General features: G+C 73.2%; 15 protein-coding genes. 10 read left to right on the forward strand and 5 right to left on the reverse strand.

The genetic code is table 11. The annotated features are described in order from the left end of the window. Positions 1 to 115 precede the first annotated feature (115 nt). Entirely contained in the window at positions 116 to 1,210 is a 1,095-nt protein-coding gene (locus tag ACN27C_RS01590) for an expansin EXLX1 family cellulose-binding protein (RefSeq protein WP_422750259.1), read from the reverse strand. A 54-nt stretch (positions 1,211 to 1,264) separates the two neighbouring features. Further along, positions 1,265 to 1,564 (reverse strand): hypothetical protein, encoded by a 300-nt coding sequence (locus ACN27C_RS01595; protein ID WP_357897748.1) that lies wholly within the window; start codon positions 1,562 to 1,564, stop codon positions 1,265 to 1,267. Positions 1,565 to 1,729: 165 nt separating this feature from the next. Between ACN27C_RS01595 and ACN27C_RS01600 the strand changes: the two genes are divergently transcribed. Then, entirely contained in the window at positions 1,730 to 2,797 is a 1,068-nt protein-coding gene (locus ACN27C_RS01600) for an LCP family protein (protein WP_422750260.1), read from the forward strand. Between the two features lie 109 nt (positions 2,798 to 2,906). Continuing rightward, positions 2,907 to 4,361: a sugar transferase gene (locus tag ACN27C_RS01605; protein WP_422750261.1), complete on the forward strand. Its 1,455-nt coding sequence runs from the start codon at positions 2,907 to 2,909 to the stop codon at positions 4,359 to 4,361. Here the strand turns inward: ACN27C_RS01605 and rfbD are convergent. Continuing rightward, entirely contained in the window at positions 4,330 to 5,208 is an 879-nt protein-coding gene (gene rfbD / locus ACN27C_RS01610) for a dTDP-4-dehydrorhamnose reductase (RefSeq protein WP_422750262.1), read from the reverse strand. The genes ACN27C_RS01605 and rfbD overlap by 32 nt on opposite strands. Then, positions 5,208 to 6,206 carry a dTDP-glucose 4,6-dehydratase gene (gene rfbB, locus ACN27C_RS01615; protein WP_422750263.1) on the reverse strand — a complete coding sequence of 333 codons (999 nt, stop codon included), beginning with the start codon at positions 6,204 to 6,206 and terminating at the stop codon, positions 5,208 to 5,210. The genes rfbD and rfbB overlap by 1 nt, the downstream gene beginning before the upstream one ends. Before the next feature lie 86 nt (positions 6,207 to 6,292). Between rfbB and rfbA the strand changes: the two genes are divergently transcribed. From rfbA to ACN27C_RS01655, 8 genes are all read left to right on the forward strand, one after another. Continuing rightward, complete coding sequence (gene rfbA / locus ACN27C_RS01620; RefSeq protein ID WP_120571396.1) at positions 6,293 to 7,180, forward strand: glucose-1-phosphate thymidylyltransferase RfbA; 888 nt, start codon at positions 6,293 to 6,295, stop codon at positions 7,178 to 7,180. After that, the gene (gene rfbC / locus ACN27C_RS01625) at positions 7,177 to 7,803 is read left to right on the forward strand and encodes a dTDP-4-dehydrorhamnose 3,5-epimerase (RefSeq protein WP_121686464.1); all 627 of its coding nucleotides are present in this window, start codon (positions 7,177 to 7,179) and stop codon (positions 7,801 to 7,803) included. The genes rfbA and rfbC overlap by 4 nt, the downstream gene beginning before the upstream one ends. 78 nt (positions 7,804 to 7,881) lie before the next feature. After that, a complete protein-coding gene (locus ACN27C_RS01630; RefSeq protein WP_233586214.1) occupies positions 7,882 to 9,150 on the forward strand; it encodes a hypothetical protein in 1,269 nt (422 codons plus the stop codon). A gap of 1 nt (position 9,151) precedes the next feature. Beyond that, positions 9,152 to 10,003, forward strand: a complete 852-nt coding sequence (locus tag ACN27C_RS01635) for a glycosyltransferase (protein WP_120571398.1) — start codon at positions 9,152 to 9,154, stop codon at positions 10,001 to 10,003. Continuing rightward, positions 10,000 to 11,076: a glycosyltransferase family 4 protein gene (locus tag ACN27C_RS01640; RefSeq protein WP_422750264.1), complete on the forward strand. Its 1,077-nt coding sequence runs from the start codon at positions 10,000 to 10,002 to the stop codon at positions 11,074 to 11,076. Before ACN27C_RS01635 ends, ACN27C_RS01640 begins: the two co-directional genes overlap by 4 nt. A gap of 65 nt (positions 11,077 to 11,141) precedes the next feature. After that, positions 11,142 to 12,050: a glycosyltransferase family 2 protein gene (locus ACN27C_RS01645; RefSeq protein ID WP_422750265.1), complete on the forward strand. Its 909-nt coding sequence runs from the start codon at positions 11,142 to 11,144 to the stop codon at positions 12,048 to 12,050. Continuing rightward, a complete protein-coding gene (locus tag ACN27C_RS01650) occupies positions 12,050 to 12,880 on the forward strand; it encodes a glycosyltransferase family 2 protein (RefSeq protein ID WP_120573943.1) in 831 nt (276 codons plus the stop codon). The genes ACN27C_RS01645 and ACN27C_RS01650 overlap by 1 nt, the downstream gene beginning before the upstream one ends. 14 nt (positions 12,881 to 12,894) lie before the next feature. Further along, positions 12,895 to 14,187, forward strand: coding sequence for an acyltransferase family protein (locus ACN27C_RS01655; protein ID WP_158614827.1), 1,293 nt, complete (start codon positions 12,895 to 12,897; stop codon positions 14,185 to 14,187). On the opposite strand, the gene ACN27C_RS01660 is transcribed toward ACN27C_RS01655, so the two are convergent. After that, positions 14,184 to 15,773 carry an O-antigen ligase family protein gene (locus tag ACN27C_RS01660; protein ID WP_422751707.1) on the reverse strand — a complete coding sequence of 530 codons (1,590 nt, stop codon included), beginning with the start codon at positions 15,771 to 15,773 and terminating at the stop codon, positions 14,184 to 14,186. The two genes, ACN27C_RS01655 and ACN27C_RS01660, sit on opposite strands and share 4 nt — an antisense overlap. Positions 15,774 to 15,796 lie beyond the last annotated feature (23 nt).

The following is a 15,796-nucleotide window of genomic DNA, read 5'->3' on the forward strand; positions in this document are numbered from 1 at the left end:
CGATCTTGCGGTTGGGGCCCGGGCGAAAGGTGCTTATGCGGCAGCAGAGGGGCCGCGAGTGCAAGATCGACGGGGCAGGAGGGAGCAGTCCCCTGGGGGCAGGAGCGGCGGCGGGTCAGGAGCAGGGAGGTGGGGTGGGTGGGGCGGCGGCTGCCTGCACCACCGGCTCTGTGAGCGCTGGGGTGGGGGTGGGCGGCGGCGCGGGGGTGGAAGCGCTGGGGGTGGGGCTCGGGGGTGTGGGGCTCGGCTTCTTCGGGGTGGGCCTGGGTGTGGCGGGGTTGGTGCCGTACATGCGGGTCTTGCTGCGCTGCACCTGGCCGGGGAGCATCCGGATGCCGGTGGCGGTCGCGCGGTGGCCGTACACGTCGGTGACCCGGATCTCGTACGGGCCGGGACCGGCCCCTGACTCGATCAGCCAGTAGTTGTAGTCCTGCCGCTGCGCCGCGCGCCACGAGCCGTTCTGCCGCACCTCGACCGAGCGCAGCGGGTTGCCGTGGTCACCGACCAGGACGGCGAACCACCACTGCGACGAGCCCTCCTTCATCCGGAAGGTGAGCGGTCCGGGCAGCCTCGGGTTCACCACCGCGCGGTAGCTGACCTTCACCACCCCCTGCACCGGATCGGCGATGCGGGCGAACGCCTCGGCGGAGAGGTCGAGGTGACCCGGCGCGCACTCCGGGCACTGGTCCATCACCAAGACCCGGACGGTGCCGCGTGGGCCGGTGACGTCGAGGAAGCCGCCGCAGGAGGCGCCGGAGGCGTACTCGTCCGGGCCGAGAGCGACGTACATCCGGTCGGCGGGCGCGGCCGGCCGGGAGCAGTTGCCGCCGGCACCCTCGGAGTCGTAGAAGGTCGCCTTGCCGCTGCGCGTCGCGGCGCCGACGGGCGGGGCGGCAGCCCCCGGCAGTGCGGCGCCGGGCGCGAGGAGGGCGGCACCGGGCGGGGCGGCAGCCACCGGCAGGGCTGCACCGGGCGGGATAGCGGCGGCCGCGGGTGCGAGGGCGGCCACGGCAGCGCGCGGCGGGGCGGCGCAGGCGGGGGCGGCGCCACCGCGTACCGCGAGGGTCACCGCGACCGCGGCGGCGACGGACACCAGACCGGCGGCGGCCAGGCGGCGACGGCGTGTGGCGGCGCGGCGTCGACCGTCCGGGGTGGCGGGTCCGGGCGCGTCGCCGGCGGCCGGCGGGTGGGGTGCGGTGCCGTCGGTCACGCCGGTCGATGCTGCCGGACCGGTGTGCCGCCGGACAAGCGAGCTAAGCGAAAGCTAAACCGGGCGCTGCCCGCGGGCGGTGGAGACGACACCGGCCAGCCCGACGGCGAGGTCGGGGTGCTGCCGCAGCGAGTCCTCCAGGCGGACGCGCCACACGCCGGTCTCGGCGGGCAGCCGGGCGTCGCCGGCCCAGCGGACCCGCTCACGGGTCTCGTCGAGGGCCGCTGCCGTGGCGGGGCCCATCAGGGCGCCGAGTTCGCCGCGCAGCCAGCCGAACAGGTGCTCGTCGTGGATCGCGCCGCCGATGACCCGGGCGGCGTCCCACGCCACCCGCGGTTGGTGGATGACCTGCATCTCGACTCCTCGGTCGACCTGGCCTTCCGCACCATCATCGATCCGGCGGGGGCCCGGCGGCAAGGCCCGGAGCGGCCACCCCGCTCCGTCGCCGCGCCGCCGCCGGGGGCGTCACCGTCCGGGCGCGGGTCCACACGGTGCGACGCGAATCAGTAGCATCGCGGCATGTCAGATCGCCACCAGCTCGCCGATTCCGACCCGCGTACGCAGGGCTCTCATGTGGAGCCGGGCGGGTCCGTGGAGGAGAAGGCGCCCCGGCGCCGCCGGGGCCGGCGGATCGCCCTGATCGTGCTGCTGGTGGTGGTGCTGCTCACCGGTGGCGGCGCGCTGGCCGGTGGCCTCTACTACCGCTCGGTCGACAAGTCCATCGAGCGGGTCGACGCCTTCGAGGGCGTACCGGAGGAGTCGCGGCCGCAGGTCGAGGCCAAGGGCGCCATGAACATCATGATCCTGGGCAGCGACTCCCGCGATCCGGAGAGCACCGGCGGCTCGCGCAGCGACACGATCATCCTGGCCCACCTGCCGAAGGACCGATCGAGCGCACAGCTCATCTCGATCCCCCGGGACACCTGGACGGCCGTCCCCAAGTCGAAGGAGGGCCGCGGCGGTCGCGACGCGAAGATCAATGCCGCGTACGCCTGGGGCGGCGTGCCGCTGATGGTGCAGACGGTGGAGAAGTTCAGCGGCGTACGGGTGGACAACGTGGCGATGGTCGACTTCGCCGGCTTCAAGGAGATCATCGACGCGCTCGGCGGGGTCGAGATCGACGTAGAGAAGGGCTTCACCACGAAGTACTCGCTGATCGGCACGCGGACCTTCGAGAAGGGCCGGCAGACCATGGACGGGGCCGCCGCGCTGGACTACGCGCGGGAGCGGCACGCCTTCCCCGACGGCGACTTCGCGCGGATCCGGCACCAGCAGCAGGTGATCAAGGCCATTCTGGACAAGGCGGCCTCGGGCGGCGTGCTGACCAACCCGGCCAAGCTGAACTCGTTCGTCCGCGCCACGTCGGACTCGGTGGCGGTCGACAAGTCACTGTCGCTGGTGGACCTCGCGATGGAGATGCGTGGCCTGCGCGGTGGCAACCTGACGTTCTTCACCTGCCCGGTGAAGGGCACCGGCCGGGTCGGCAGTGAGAGCGTCGTGTTCCCCGATCCGGCGCGTTCCAAGACGCTGTTCGACGCGGTGCGCCGCGACTCGGTCCCCGAGATCCTCGCCATCAGCGGAAAGTAGGACGTCGATCTGTCATGCCGGTGCTGGCGGCGGGGCGGGGCCGCTCGTATCCTGCGATCGCCGTCGGTCTCTGCATCCGGGCCGGGGGCGCCACGGGGAAGGATCGACCATGCCACGCCTGCCGGCGTTCGAGCATCCGTCCGCGCCACCGTCCGGTGTGGCCATGAACGCGCCGATGGACGGCGGCCTGGACACGACGACAGTGCTGCCGTACGCGGGTTCGCGGGCGTCGACGCGTACCCGCCGGTTGCGGGCCTGGATGGTGACCGCGCCCATCGACGTCGCGGCGCTGCTCGCGCCGCTGCTGCTGACGCAGGACTACTGGCGCGGCACGTTGTTCAACGCCGTGCTCACGGTGGGCCTGTTCGCCGCGGGCGGGCTCTACCGGCCGCGCCGGCACATCAGCATCCTGGACGAGCTGCCGAGCCTCGGCGGCCGGCTGCTGGCCTCCGGCGCGGTGGGTGCCATCATCGCGGCGCTGCGGCACGACTCGGTGCCGCACGTCAGCGGGTTCATGCGTGGCGTCGCGCTCTCCGCCGGCCTGGTGATCGTCGGGCGGGCGCTGAACAGCCGGCTCATCCTGCTGGCCCGCAAGCGGCGGTGGGTGGAGCACAACGCGATAGTGATCGGCGGCGGCCCGATCGGCGGTGAACTGGCCCGGCTGCTGCGCCGATACCCGCAGTACGGGCTGCGGTTCGTCGGCGCTGTCGACGCCCCGTCACGGCCGCGGATCGGCGCGTTGCCGCTCATCGGCACGATCGACGACCTGGAGAAGCTCGCCGACATGCTGGAGTGCGAGGTCCTGATCATCGCCGACCCGGACTGCTCCGAGGCCGACCTGATGGAGGCGCTGCTGCGTCCGGCCAGTTCCCGCTGTGACCTGTGGGCGGTGCCGCGCCTGTGGGGGTCGCGGTCGCAGGGCGGCTACCCCGACCACATCGGCGCCATCCCGATCATCAAGATCGGCGACACCACGCTGACCGGGCCCAGGTGGCGGCTCAAGCGCGCCTCCGACGTGGTGTTCGCGGTGACCGCCCTGGTGCTGCTGAGCCCGCTGCTGCTGCTCTGCGCCGTCGCCACGTTGCTCGACGGCGGCCGGGGCGTGTTCTTCCGCCAGGAGCGAATCGGCCGGTACGGCAAGCCGTTCCACGTGATCAAGTTCCGGTCCATGCGCCCGGCCGACGAGCACGAGTCGCAGACCACCTGGTCCATCGCGCACGACGAGCGGGTCGGTCCGATCGGGCGGTTCATGCGGCGCACCTCGCTGGACGAGCTGCCGCAGCTGTGGAACATCCTGCGCGGCGAGATGAGCGTGGTGGGGCCCCGGCCGGAGCGGCCGTACTTCGTGGAGAAGTTCTCCGTCGAATACCCCAGATACGCGATGCGTCACCGCGTGCCGGTCGGGCTCACCGGGCTGGCGCAGGTCAGCGGCCTGCGCGGGGACACGCCGATCTCGGACCGGGCCCGGTTCGACAACTACTACGTCGAGAACTGGTCGCTCTGGCTCGACATCAAGATCGTGCTGCGTACCGTCACCGAGGTGTTCCGGGGCGGGGGGCGCTGAGCGCCTCGGCCAGGTCCGCGTACCAGTCCCCCGGCGGCGGCAGCTTCGCCGCCGCCCACCGGCCGTGCGCCAGCACGCTGTAGCGGGGGCGCGGCGCCGGGCGCGGGAAGCGGTCGCTCGTGGTCGGCCGGACCCGGTCCGGATCGAGGCCACGCAGGGCGAAGACGGCGCGGGCCAGGCCGTACCAGGTCGTCTCGCCGGCGGCGGTGCCGTGGTACGTCCCGGGCGCCGCGTCGCCGGCCAGCGCCGCGTCGGCGAGCGCCACGAGACGCTCCGCGAGCCGGTACGACCAGGTGGGTTGCCCGTGCTGGTCGTCCACCACGTCGAGCCGGTCGCGTTCGGCTGCCAGCCGCAGCACGGTGGTGACGAAGTTGCGCCCGTGGGTGGCGTAGAGCCAGGCGGTACGCACGACGTACCCGGTCTCGGGCAGCAGCCGGGCCACCGCCAGTTCCCCGGCGAGCTTGCCGCGCCCGTACGCGTTGACCGGGTCGGTCGGGGCGTCCTCCGGGTACGGCTCGGTGGCGTCGCCCGCGAACACGTAGTCGGTGGAGACGTGCACGAGACGCGCGCCGGACCCGGCACAGGCGTGGGCCAGGGCGGCCACCGCGTCGCCGTTGACGGCTGTGGCGTCCCGCTCGCGCGTCTCCGCGCCGTCCACATCGGTCCACGCGGCGGCGTTGAGCACGACGTCGTGCCCGCCGACCGCGTGCCGGACCGCGTGGGTGTCGGTGACGTCGAGGTCGGCGCGGGCGGCGGCGGTGACCGACAGGTCCGGCCGGGTCCGCAGCACGGCGAGCAGGTCCCGCCCGAGCATCCCGCCCGCGCCGGTGACGAGCACGCGGGTCATCAGTGGCCGGCCGTCTTCAGCGGCTCCCACCAGGCCCGGTTGTCCCGGTACCAGCGGACCGTCTCGGCCAGGCCCCGGTCGAGGTCGATGCTCGGGGCGTACCCCAGCTCGTTGCTGATCTTGCTGATGTCCAGCGAGTAGCGGCGGTCGTGGCCCTTGCGGTCGGTGACCGGTACGACCCGGTCCCAGCCGGCCCCGCACGCCGCCAGGAGCCGCTCGGTGAGCTGCCGGTTGGTCAGCTCGGTGCCGCCGCCGATGTGGTAGACCTCGCCGGCCCGCCCCTTCTCCTGCACCATCGCCACACCTCGGCAGTGGTCGTGCACGTGCAGCCAGTCGCGGACGTTGCCGCCGTCGCCGTAGAGCGGCACGGTGCCGCCGTCGAGCAGGTTGGTCACGAACAGCGGGACGATCTTCTCCGGGAACTGGTAGGGCCCGTAGTTGTTGGAGCAGCGCGTCACCACGACGTCCAGGCCGTGGGTGCGGTGGTAGGACAGCGCCAGCAGGTCCGACCCCGCCTTCGAGGCGGAGTACGGCGAGTTCGGCGCCAGCGGCCAGCTCTCCGTCCACGAGCCGGAGTCGATCGAGCCGTACACCTCGTCGGTGGAGACGTGCACGAACCGGCGCACGCCGTGCCGCAGCGCGGCGTCCAGCAGTGTCTGGGTGCCGAGCACGTTCGTGGTGACGAACGGAGCGGCGCCGGTGATCGAGCGGTCCACGTGCGACTCGGCCGCGAAGTGGACGATCACGTCGTGCCCGGGCACCACCTCGTCGACCAGCGCCGGATCGCAGATGTCGCCGCGGACGAAGCGCAGCCGGGGGTCGTCGCGTACCGGGGCCAGGTTCGCCAGGTTGCCGGAGTAGGTCAGCTTGTCCAGCACCGTGAGCGCGTCGGGGCCCTCGACCGGCACCCCGGCCGCGTCGCCGCCGGGGACGCCCAGCAGCATCCGCACGTACTCCGACCCGATGAAGCCGGCACCGCCGGTGACGAGGATCCTCACGGATCGTGGAGTCTACGCCGTACCGGCAGCCCGGGCGGGACGTCGACGGGCCACGGGGGCGGTGGCCGCGCGGGTAGTCTCCGCGGGTGCGTGGAATCCTTCTCGCCGGCGGCACCGGATCCCGGCTCTGGCCGATCACCCGGGCCGTCTCCAAGCAACTGATGCCGGTGTTCGACAAGCCGATGGTCTACTACCCGCTCTCCACTCTGGTGATGGCCGGGGTACGGGAGATCCTGGTGGTGACCACGCCGGACGACCGGGCCCAGTTCGAGCGGCTGCTCGGCGACGGCAGCCAGTGGGGGCTACGCCTGGCGTACGCCGAGCAGCCCCGCCCGGAGGGCATCGCGCAGGCGTTCCTGCTCGGCGCCGACTTCATCGGCGACGAGTCGGTGGCGCTGGTCCTCGGCGACAACATCTTCCACGGCGTCGGGCTCGGCCGGCAGCTCGCCCAGCACGGCGAACCGGCCGGTGGGCGGGTCTTCGCGTACCCGGTCGCGAACCCGCAGGACTACGGCGTGGTGGAGTTCGACGACGCCGGCCGGGTGCTGTCGATCGAGGAGAAGCCGGAGCATCCCCGGTCCCGGTACGCGGTGCCGGGCCTCTACTTCTACGACAACCGGGTGGTCGACATCGCCCGCAAGCTGACCCCGAGCGCCCGGGGCGAGCTGGAGATCACCGCCATCAACGAGACGTACCGGGTGTGGGGCGAGCTGACAGTGACGGTGCTCGACCGGGGCACCGCGTGGCTGGACACGGGCACGTTCACGTCGATGATGCAGGCCGCCGAGTTCGTCCGGGTGATCGAGGAACGCCAGGGCATGAAGATCGGCTGCGTCGAGGAGGTCGCCTGGCGGTCCGGGCTGATCGACGACGAGCGGCTGCGGATGCTGGCCCACCCGCTGACGCGCAGCGGTTACGGTGAATACCTGCTGGGTCTGCTGGCCGAGCGGTCCGCTTCGGGGAGCGCGTCGTGAAGATCCGTCCGCTGAGCATCGAGGGCGCCTGGGAGGTGACCCCGCGCCAGCACGGCGACCCGCGGGGCCTGTTCCTGGAGTGGTACCGCTTCGACCGGCTCGCCGAGGCGGTCGGCCATCCGCTGCGGCTCGCGCAGGCCAACCTCTCCGTGTCGGCGCGGGACGTGGTGCGCGGCATCCACTTCGCCGACGTACCGCCCGGCCAGGCCAAGTACGTGACCTGCGTACGCGGGGCGGTGCTGGACGTGGTGGTGGACGTACGGGTCGGCTCGCCGACGTACGGCCGGTGGGAGGCGGTACGCCTCGACGACACCGACCGGCGGGCCGTCTACCTGGCCGAAGGGCTGGGGCACGGGTTCTGCGCGCTCGCCGACGACGCCACGCTGAGCTATCTCTGCTCCACCACCTACAACCCGGACGCCGAGCACACGGTGCATCCCCTCGACCCGGACCTGGCGATCGACTGGCCGGCCGAGGCGCCGGTGCTGTCGGCCCGCGACGCCGCCGCGCCCAGCCTGGCCCACGCGCGTACGGCCGGGCTCCTGCCCGACTACCGCAGCTGCCTGTCGTTCGTGGCCGGTCCCGACCCGGCCAGGTGGAGCCCGAAGGCTGATTGCAGCTGACCGGTCATTCGGGTAGAAAATGCCAGCGACGTGGTACTCGCCGTACCACACCTGTGCCGCATCGTTTGGGGGAGACGAGTGACAGGCCGTTCGCTGGTCGACGCTGCGCAGTCCTCGTCGGAACCCGGCACGACACCACCGTCCGGGCGCCGGGCGGCCGGTCTGCTGCGGCGGCTCGTCGCGCCCGAGCGCCTCTATCTCGGCGCGCTGGGCCTGACCGGCCTGGCGGCGGTCATGTCGGTGGCGCTGCCCGCGGCGGAGCGCGGCGAGCTGTCGGCGAACATGGTGAGCGCCACGCTCGGCGCGGCCGTCGGCGGGCTGTCGCTCGACACGTTCCTCATCTCGCGCCCGGCCGGCTGGGTGCAGTCCCGGGGACGGGCGTACGTGATCGCGATCCTCGGCGTCGCCGTACTCCTCTCCGGTGTCGCGGCCGCGCTGCTCACCGCGGCGGCGGGCGTCGGCGCCTATCTGGTCGGGGTCGGGTCCGGGGTGGGTCTGACCGTGTTCAACACGGTTTCGTCGCTCGCCCTGCGGCAGCGCAGCTTCCGGCTGGTCTACGCGATGCGCGCGGCGAGCGGCGCGGTCCTGGTCGCCGGTTACGCCGCCCTCTACGCCGCCGGCCGGCTCGACGGCGGCCTGTGGAGCATGGTGTGGCTCGCGGTGCAGTGGCTCAGCGCCTTCGCCGTGTGCGCCCTGGTCCTGGTGCGGCTGCGGCGGGCCGGCGCGGCCCCGGCGCCCACCTCGACCGGTTCGGACTACCGGGCCGACCTGCTCGCGGCCGGGAGCCTGCACCTGGGCATCTTCGCGCAGATGATGACGCTGCGGTTCAACCAGATCCTGGTGGCCCGGTTCGCCGGGGCCGGTCCGCTCGGCGTCTACGCGCTGGCGGTCGCGGCCCTGGAGTTCGCGCAGGCCGGCGCCGTGGTGCGGGCGCAGCGCATCCTGGCCGACCGGGACGGCGGGAACGGGCCGGACCCGACGCGGTCGGTGGTGACGGCGGCCCTGCCGATCGCCCTGGCCGCGATCGCCGGGCTCGGCGTGCTGGGCTTCCTGGCGCCGGAGTACCGGCACGCCTGGCTCCTCGGGCTGCTGCTCCTGCCGGGCTCGCTGGCCACGGCGGCCGGGAAGAGCTGGAGCGCCCTGCTGCTGAAGCGGCGGGGCGAGAAGGCGACCACCGTGGTCGCCGTGGTCACGTCGGCGGTCGCGATTCCGGCATACCTCGGCGTCATCCCGTGGGCCGGTGTGGTCGGGGCGGCGATCGCCTCCTCGCTCGCCTACGCCGTACACGCGTTCGCGTCGAGAGCGAGCCTGCGCCGAGCGCAGCCGCCGAATCCTGGGATGGTATGAGATGGACGTCTCGATCGTGGTTCTCGCCTGGGAGGACTTCCACCGCACCCGCGCCTGCGTCCTGTCACTGCCCGCCGAGGCCGAGATCGTCGTGGTGGACAACGGCAGCTCGGCGGAGATCCGCGAGGCGCTGAGCGAGTTCTGCGCCCAGCAGGGCGTCACCTACGTCCAGTCCGGCTCGAACCTGGGGTACGCCCGCGGCATGAACCTCGGCGTACGGCACACCAGCCGGGCGAACGTCATCCTCTCCAACAACGACATCGTCGTGCACGGTGACGCGGTGGCCCGGCTGCTGACGGCCCTGGAGGACCCGGTGGTGGGCGCCGCCTTCCCCGCTGTGGTGACGCCGGAGGGCGTGCCGCAGACCGAGGGCGGCCGGTTCCTGACCATGGGGGTCGGGCTGGGCCACGCCACCGGGCTGAGCCTCGTCGTGCCGCGCCTGCGGATCGTCGCGCCCCCCGAGCAGGCGGACTGGCTGACCGGGCCGTTCGTCGCGCTGCGGCGCAGCACCTTCGACGCCATCGGTGGAGTCGACGAGACGTCGTTCTTCTACTCCGAGGACATGCGGCTGTGCTGGGCGGTGCGCCGGCAGGGCAAACGGCTGGCGTACGTGGCGGACGCCGTGATCATGCACGAGGACGACGCGACGGCCAAACGCCGCTGGTCGGCGGAGGAGATCTCCGAGCGGCGTACCCGGGAGTTCATCCGGGCCAGCCGGGACCTGGGCGGCCGCCGTGGTCGCGTGGCGGCCACCGCGTACGTCTGCGGCATCCTGCTGCGGGCGGCGGTGGGCCGTGACTCCGTGCGCCGGGCGATAGCGCGCGGGGCTGTCGCGGGACTGCGTGCGTCGTGAGGGTGCTCTTCGTCTGCACGACCGGTGGCTCCGGGCGGCGGCAGCTGGGCGGCGCGGAACGGATGCTCGCCGAGCTGGTGCCGGCGCACGCCCGCACCGGCGTCGACGTGGTGGCCGCCACCTCGGACGACGAGGTGGGCAGGTCGCTGCGCGAGGCCGGGGTGCCGTGGGTCGGGCTCGGCGCGACAAGCCGGATCGACCTCGGCTACGCGCGGGAGATCCGCCGTCTCGTCCGCGAGATGAAGCCGGACGTGGTCTGCGCCCACCTGCTCTCCGCCGCGATGCACGCGCGGGCCGCGCTCAGCCTGGATCGCACCCCGCTCGTGGTCACCCTGCACAACAGCCTCTGGCAGTACCGGGACACCGCCGGGTCGTGGCAGCAGAGGGCCGCCATCCAGTCCAACATCACGCTGGACCTGGCGATGCGTCGCCTCCGGCCGCACGCGACGGTCGCGGTGTCCGAGTTCGAGGCCACCGAGCTGCGCGAGCGGGGCCGCGTCCGGAACGTGCACCTGATCCCCAACCCGCTTCCGGCCGACTGGCCGGCCCCGAAGCCCGCCGACGCGCCGGCGTCCGGCCGGCGGCCCGTGGTCGGCTACCTGGGCCGGCTGGAGCGGGAGAAGGGCGCGGACCTGCTGGCCGAGACCGCCGCGCACCTGCCGGAGATGGACGTCCGGGTCGCCGGGGCGGGCTCCCTGCCGATCGCGGCCCGGCCGAACCTGGAACTCGTCGGCCGGGTCACCGCGGCGGACTTTCTCCGGCGCGTCGACTGCCTCCTGGTGCCGTCCCGGGTCGAGTCGTTCGGGCTCAGCGCGCTGGAGGCGCTGTCCCTGGGCGTACCGGTGGTGCACACCGGGGCCGGCGGGCTGGCCGAGGTCACCCGGTACGCCACCGGCACGCTCGCCGTCCGGGCCGACCCCACCCCCGCCGCGCTGGCCGGCGCGGTCCGCCGGGCGCTGGCCCACGCCGGGCCGGCCGAGGAGCGGCAGGCCGTGGCCGAGTGGTACGCCCAGGAGTACGCCTTCGACCGGTGCGTGACGCGCTGGCAACGTCTGTACCGGTCGCTGCGGTGACCGCGATTCCGTCGGCAGGGGACGGTCCGGCGTCCCCCGAGCGGCCGACACCGGGAAGTGGTGCCGTGGAACTGACTGTCGTCACGGTGCTCTACCGGTCCGCCGGCATGCTCGCCGAGACGCTGCCCACCTGGGTACGCAGCGCCGAAGGGCTGCCGGTGCGGTTCGTCTTCGCCGACAACTGGCCCGAGGACGGCTGCGCGGAGATCATCGCCAGTTGCCTCGACCACGACCGGTACCGGTACCTTCCCGACTCGTCCAACCCGGGCTTCGCGGCCGGCTGCAACCGGGCCGTCGCGGCCACCACCACCGGCCATGTGCTGCTGCTGAACCCGGACGTCTGGCTGCCCGACGGCGCGCTGGCCCGCATCTGCGCCGCCGTCGCGGAGGACCCCAGCACCCCGGTCGCGGTCGGCCTGGCCATGCACGGCGGCGAGTACGTGGGCATCGACCTGAACCCGGTCTCGCTGTTCATCGACCGGTCCGCAGCGACCGCACGGGCGCCACTGGGCCCGTCCGGCGGCGCGGCGGTCTTTCCCACCGACCTGTACCGCAGGTTCGGCGGGTTCTACGAGCATCTGTTCGCCTGGGGTGAGGATGCCGACCTCGCCCTGCGGCTCTACGCCTCGGGTACGCCCACCCGCCCGCTGGATCTGATGCTCCCGCACGCCGGTGGGCACAGCGTCGACGGCGACGACCGGCTGCAGGGATTCCGGGCCTTCCTCCTCGCCCGCAACCGGCTCCTGGTCGCGGCGCGCACGCTCACCTGGCCGCTGCTGCTCGTCGCGCTGCCGGTCCTCGCGTTGGCGCACGTCGCGCTCGCCGCCCGGCGGGTCCGCCAGGGCCTGCTGCGGCCGTTCCTGCGCGGCGTGGGACACGGCCTGCGCCAAGGGCCGGCTGCCCGCCGGCAGTGGACCGGCAAGCGGTTCGGCTTTGCGACCCTGCTCAGCTATCTGACAGTTCGGAGAGCGTGATGACGGGACACCCGTGGAGTGTCGTGACTGTCACCTACAACTCGGCGGACACGCTGCGCCGCTGCTGGCGCGGCGAGAAGCCGTACGAGTGGATCGTGGTGGACAACGCGTCGTCCGACGACTCGGCGGCGGTGGCCCGGGAGCTGGGCGCCCGGGTCGTCCGGCTACCGGAGAACGTGGGCTTCTCCCGGGCCAACAACGTCGCGCTGCACGAGGCCGGCGGCAGATACCTCCTCTTCGCGAACCCGGACCTGGAGGTCCGCCCGGACGGGCTGGACGTGCTCGCGCGGCACCTGGACGCGCACGGCGGACTGGTGGCGCCCCAACTGCTCTCAACCGACGGGACCCCGCAGCCCAACGGGCGTGGCTTCCCGTACGCCACCGCGAAACTCGGTAACCGGAAGCTGTGGCCGCTGTCCCGCCTGCACGAGTCGTACCGGATGGTGGCGGAGCCGGGCGAGGTCCGCTACGTCGCCTGGCTGATGGGGGCGGCGGTCGCCGGACGCACCGGGGACTTCGTCGAGCTGGGCGGGTGGAACGAGCGCTTCTTCCTCTACTACGAGGACCACGAGCTGGGCCTGCGGGCTTGGCAGCGCGGTTTCCCGGTCGCTCTGCTCGGTGACGTGCGGTGGACCCACCACTGGGCGCGGGCGACGAACTCGGTGCGGTGGTCGCCGGCGCACACGCTGGAGTTGCGCAGCGCCCGGATCTTCTTCGGCATGTTCCCCGAGTTCCTGGTCGGCCTGCCGCCTGCTGCCCGCCGGCACCACCGGGCGGCCGGGCTGATCGGTTCACGGGTGCCCGCGCCCCGCCCGCCGACGGCCGGCTGATCCGGTCGGTCAGCGTGTCTCCCCTCCTGAGCACCGCCGTCCGGCGTGCGCTCGTGTCGCAGTCGCTGGCGACGGCGTACCACGGGCGGGCCAACGGTTTCGGCGCGCTGCGGCTCGCCTTCGCGCTGGCGGTGGTGCTGTCCCACACCGCCGCCCTCGGGTTCGGGCGTCCGCTGCTGCACCGGGTCGACCTGGGCGCCCTGGCGGTGGCGGGCTTCTTCGCGATCTCCGGTTTCCTCGTCGTCGGCTCGGCGCGGCGCCACTCGGTGCCGCGTTTCCTGTGGCACCGGGCGCTGCGGATCTGGCCCGGACTGTGGGTCTGCCTGCTGTTCACCGGCTTGGTCGTCGCGCCCCTGCTGTACCTCGACCGGCACGGCTCGCTCGACGGGCTGTGGCGCAGCCCGGGCGGGGTGCTCGACTACCTGCGGCAGAACTGGTGGGGCGGGCTGCGGCAGTTCGGCATCGCCGACCTGCTGCGCGGTGACACGCCGTACTGGCACTGGCAGGGCGGGAACACCGTCAACGGGTCGTTGTGGACCCTCGCCTACGAGATCTACTGCTATCTGGCGGTGGCCGTCCTGGCCGCGCTCACCGTCCTGCGCCGGCAGCTCCGCTGGGTCACGCTGCTCGCCGTGGTGGCGGTGTTCGGCGTCCTCTGCTGGAACCACCTCCAGCCCGGGGCGGCGCTCTGGACCAGCGGCGCGGTCGGTCCGCTGCCGATGCTCGGCGCGCTGGAGAAGACCTACCTGCTCTGGTACGGGTTCATGTTCCTGGCCGGCGGGGCCGCCGAGCTGTACCGCGACCGGCTGCCGATCAACGACCTGCTCGGCGTGCTCGCGCTCGGGACGGTCGGCTGGCTCGCCGCGCGGGGCGACTTCGTCGGCCCGGGGGTGTACGCCGTCGACGGGGCGTTCTTCGCACCGGGACTGCTCGCCTACGCGTACGCCGTCCTCTGGCTCGCCGTGCGGCTGCCGCGCATGCTGCACCGCGTCGGCCGCGACAACGACTACTCGTACGGGGTCTACATCTACTCGTTCGTGGCGCAGCAGGTGCTCGCCAAGATCGGCCTGCCGGCTCTGGGCGTGGCCGGGTTCTTCCTGGTCAGCGCCGTGCTCAGCCTCGGGCTGGCGGTGCTCTCCTGGCATCTGGTCGAGAGGCCGGCGCTGCAGCTCAAGGACTGGACCCCGCCCGCGCTGCGCGAGCCGCCGGACGATCCGCCGGGCCAGGACGGTCCCGACGCGCCTGCGGTGCCCGGGCGCACTGCGGACGCCGACCCGGATCCGGCTGCCGCGCCGGCCACTGGTTAACGCGGGCCCGCGCTGGCCGGTGCGGCGGCTTCCGTGCCCGGTTGCCGGCGACGGGGCACCGGTAGCGCCCGCGCCGCCAGGGAGGGGTTGTCGCCGGCGCCGAGCGCGACCGCCAGGAGCAGCACGGCCACGGCGCCCAGCCACAGCCACACGTCGAAGAAGAAGATCTGGGCCGCGAACCCGACCAGCAGGAGGCGGGCCGGCAGCGACCGGAGGCGCCGGTACAGCAGCACCAGGAGCGCCAGCAGGCAGGCCAGTCCGATCAGGCCGAAGTTGTACCAGAACGTCAGGTAGGTGTTGTCGAAGACCTGGGCCTGACCGTCGCCGATGCCGACGTTCTCCAGGAAGCGCACGTTGGCCTCCGGCCCGTTGCCGAAGACGACCGTGGACCAGTCGCGGGTGATGCCGTCCCAGACCACGCTCATGCGCGTGAAGCGGGCGTCGGCGCTGGCCGGGTCGGAGATCCGTGATCCCGCCACGTCGACGGAGTCCACGGCACTGGCGGTGGGCGCGGCCGGGGCCGGCGGGCTGGGCTCCGGCGGCAGGGAACTCGCCGCCGGCGCCGCCGGAGCGGCCGGGCTCGGCGTGGCCGGGCTCGGCGTGGCGGCGGGCGACTCGGGAGTCGGCGCCGCCGAACTCGCCGCCGGAGCGGCCGGACCCGGGGCGGGTGCGGTGGTGTCGGGCCGCAGGGCCGGGGGGCTGACCGCCACGAACGCCCAGGTGACCACAGCGATCGCGGCGGCGGTGCCCAGGCCGCGCCAGCTGACCTTCCGCCACTGGAGGAACAGCCAGAACCCGAGCGCGAGAACCGTGCCCACCCAGGCGCTGCGGGTGCCGGAGAGCACCAGGCCGACGAAGTTGGCGGTGACCGGCACGTACCAGAACCGGCCCCGGAGGGTCAGCGCGACGAGCACCATCGCCATGGCGAACGTGCCATAGATGATGGGGTGCCCGGACAGTCCCACCGCCCGGGTCGCGTCGAACGCCGAGGTGTAGGTCCAGTCGTACGCGAACTGGTCGAAGATCGGCCAGCTCCGGGAAGCGGTCTGGTACTTGGCGAACACGGCCACGGCGACGCTGAACCAGGTGAGGGCCTCCGCGATCCGCCGGACGGTCCGCCGGTCGTGCCGTGCCTCCTCCGCCAAATGCCAGGCCAGCACGCCGAAGCACAGCAGAGGCGCGACGCCGACCGCGATCGGCTTCACCCCGTGCCAGTGGACGAGTCCCGCGAGCACCGCGCACGCCGGAAGCAGGAGCGCCGCCGCGAGCGCCTTCGGCGGCCACCCGTCGCGTTCGGCGCGCAGCACCCGCCCCCACGCGGCGAGGAGGAACAGCACCAGCAGCAGCGCGTACGACGGATTCGTCGGATAGCCGACGTCGATGGTCACCGGAACGGCGAAGGCGATGACGAAGACGGCCCAGGTGATCCGGACCGGTTCGGTCAGCACCCAGCCGAGCAGGGCGCCGACGCCGACCCCGAGCGCCAGCTGCCACCTGCCCGTCACCAGGAACCCGGCCGCCAGAACGACAAGGCCAAGGCCGAGGAGACGCGCCCTGCGCTCCACGCCCATGATCCGGTCAGCCATCACACGCACCGCACGATCGTACG

This window comes from Micromonospora sp. WMMD1219, assembly GCF_049315215.1.
Taxonomy (GTDB): domain Bacteria; phylum Actinomycetota; class Actinomycetes; order Mycobacteriales; family Micromonosporaceae; genus Micromonospora; species Micromonospora tulbaghiae.

What these genes read in the sequence shown, in the direction of transcription:
- ACN27C_RS01595 (WP_357897748.1), bottom strand. Translation starts at nt 1,564, where the DNA reads ATGCAGGTCATCCACCAACCGCGGGTGGCGTGGGACGCCGCCCGGGTC.
- ACN27C_RS01600 (WP_422750260.1), top strand. Translation starts at nt 1,730, where the DNA reads ATGTCAGATCGCCACCAGCTCGCCGATTCCGACCCGCGTACGCAGGGC.
- ACN27C_RS01605 (WP_422750261.1), top strand. Translation starts at nt 2,907, where the DNA reads ATGCCACGCCTGCCGGCGTTCGAGCATCCGTCCGCGCCACCGTCCGGT.
- rfbD (WP_422750262.1), bottom strand. Translation starts at nt 5,208, where the DNA reads ATGACCCGCGTGCTCGTCACCGGCGCGGGCGGGATGCTCGGGCGGGAC.
- ACN27C_RS01635 (WP_120571398.1), top strand. Translation starts at nt 9,152, where the DNA reads ATGGACGTCTCGATCGTGGTTCTCGCCTGGGAGGACTTCCACCGCACC.
- ACN27C_RS01650 (WP_120573943.1), top strand. Translation starts at nt 12,050, where the DNA reads ATGACGGGACACCCGTGGAGTGTCGTGACTGTCACCTACAACTCGGCG.
- ACN27C_RS01660 (WP_422751707.1), bottom strand. Translation starts at nt 15,773, where the DNA reads ATGGCTGACCGGATCATGGGCGTGGAGCGCAGGGCGCGTCTCCTCGGC.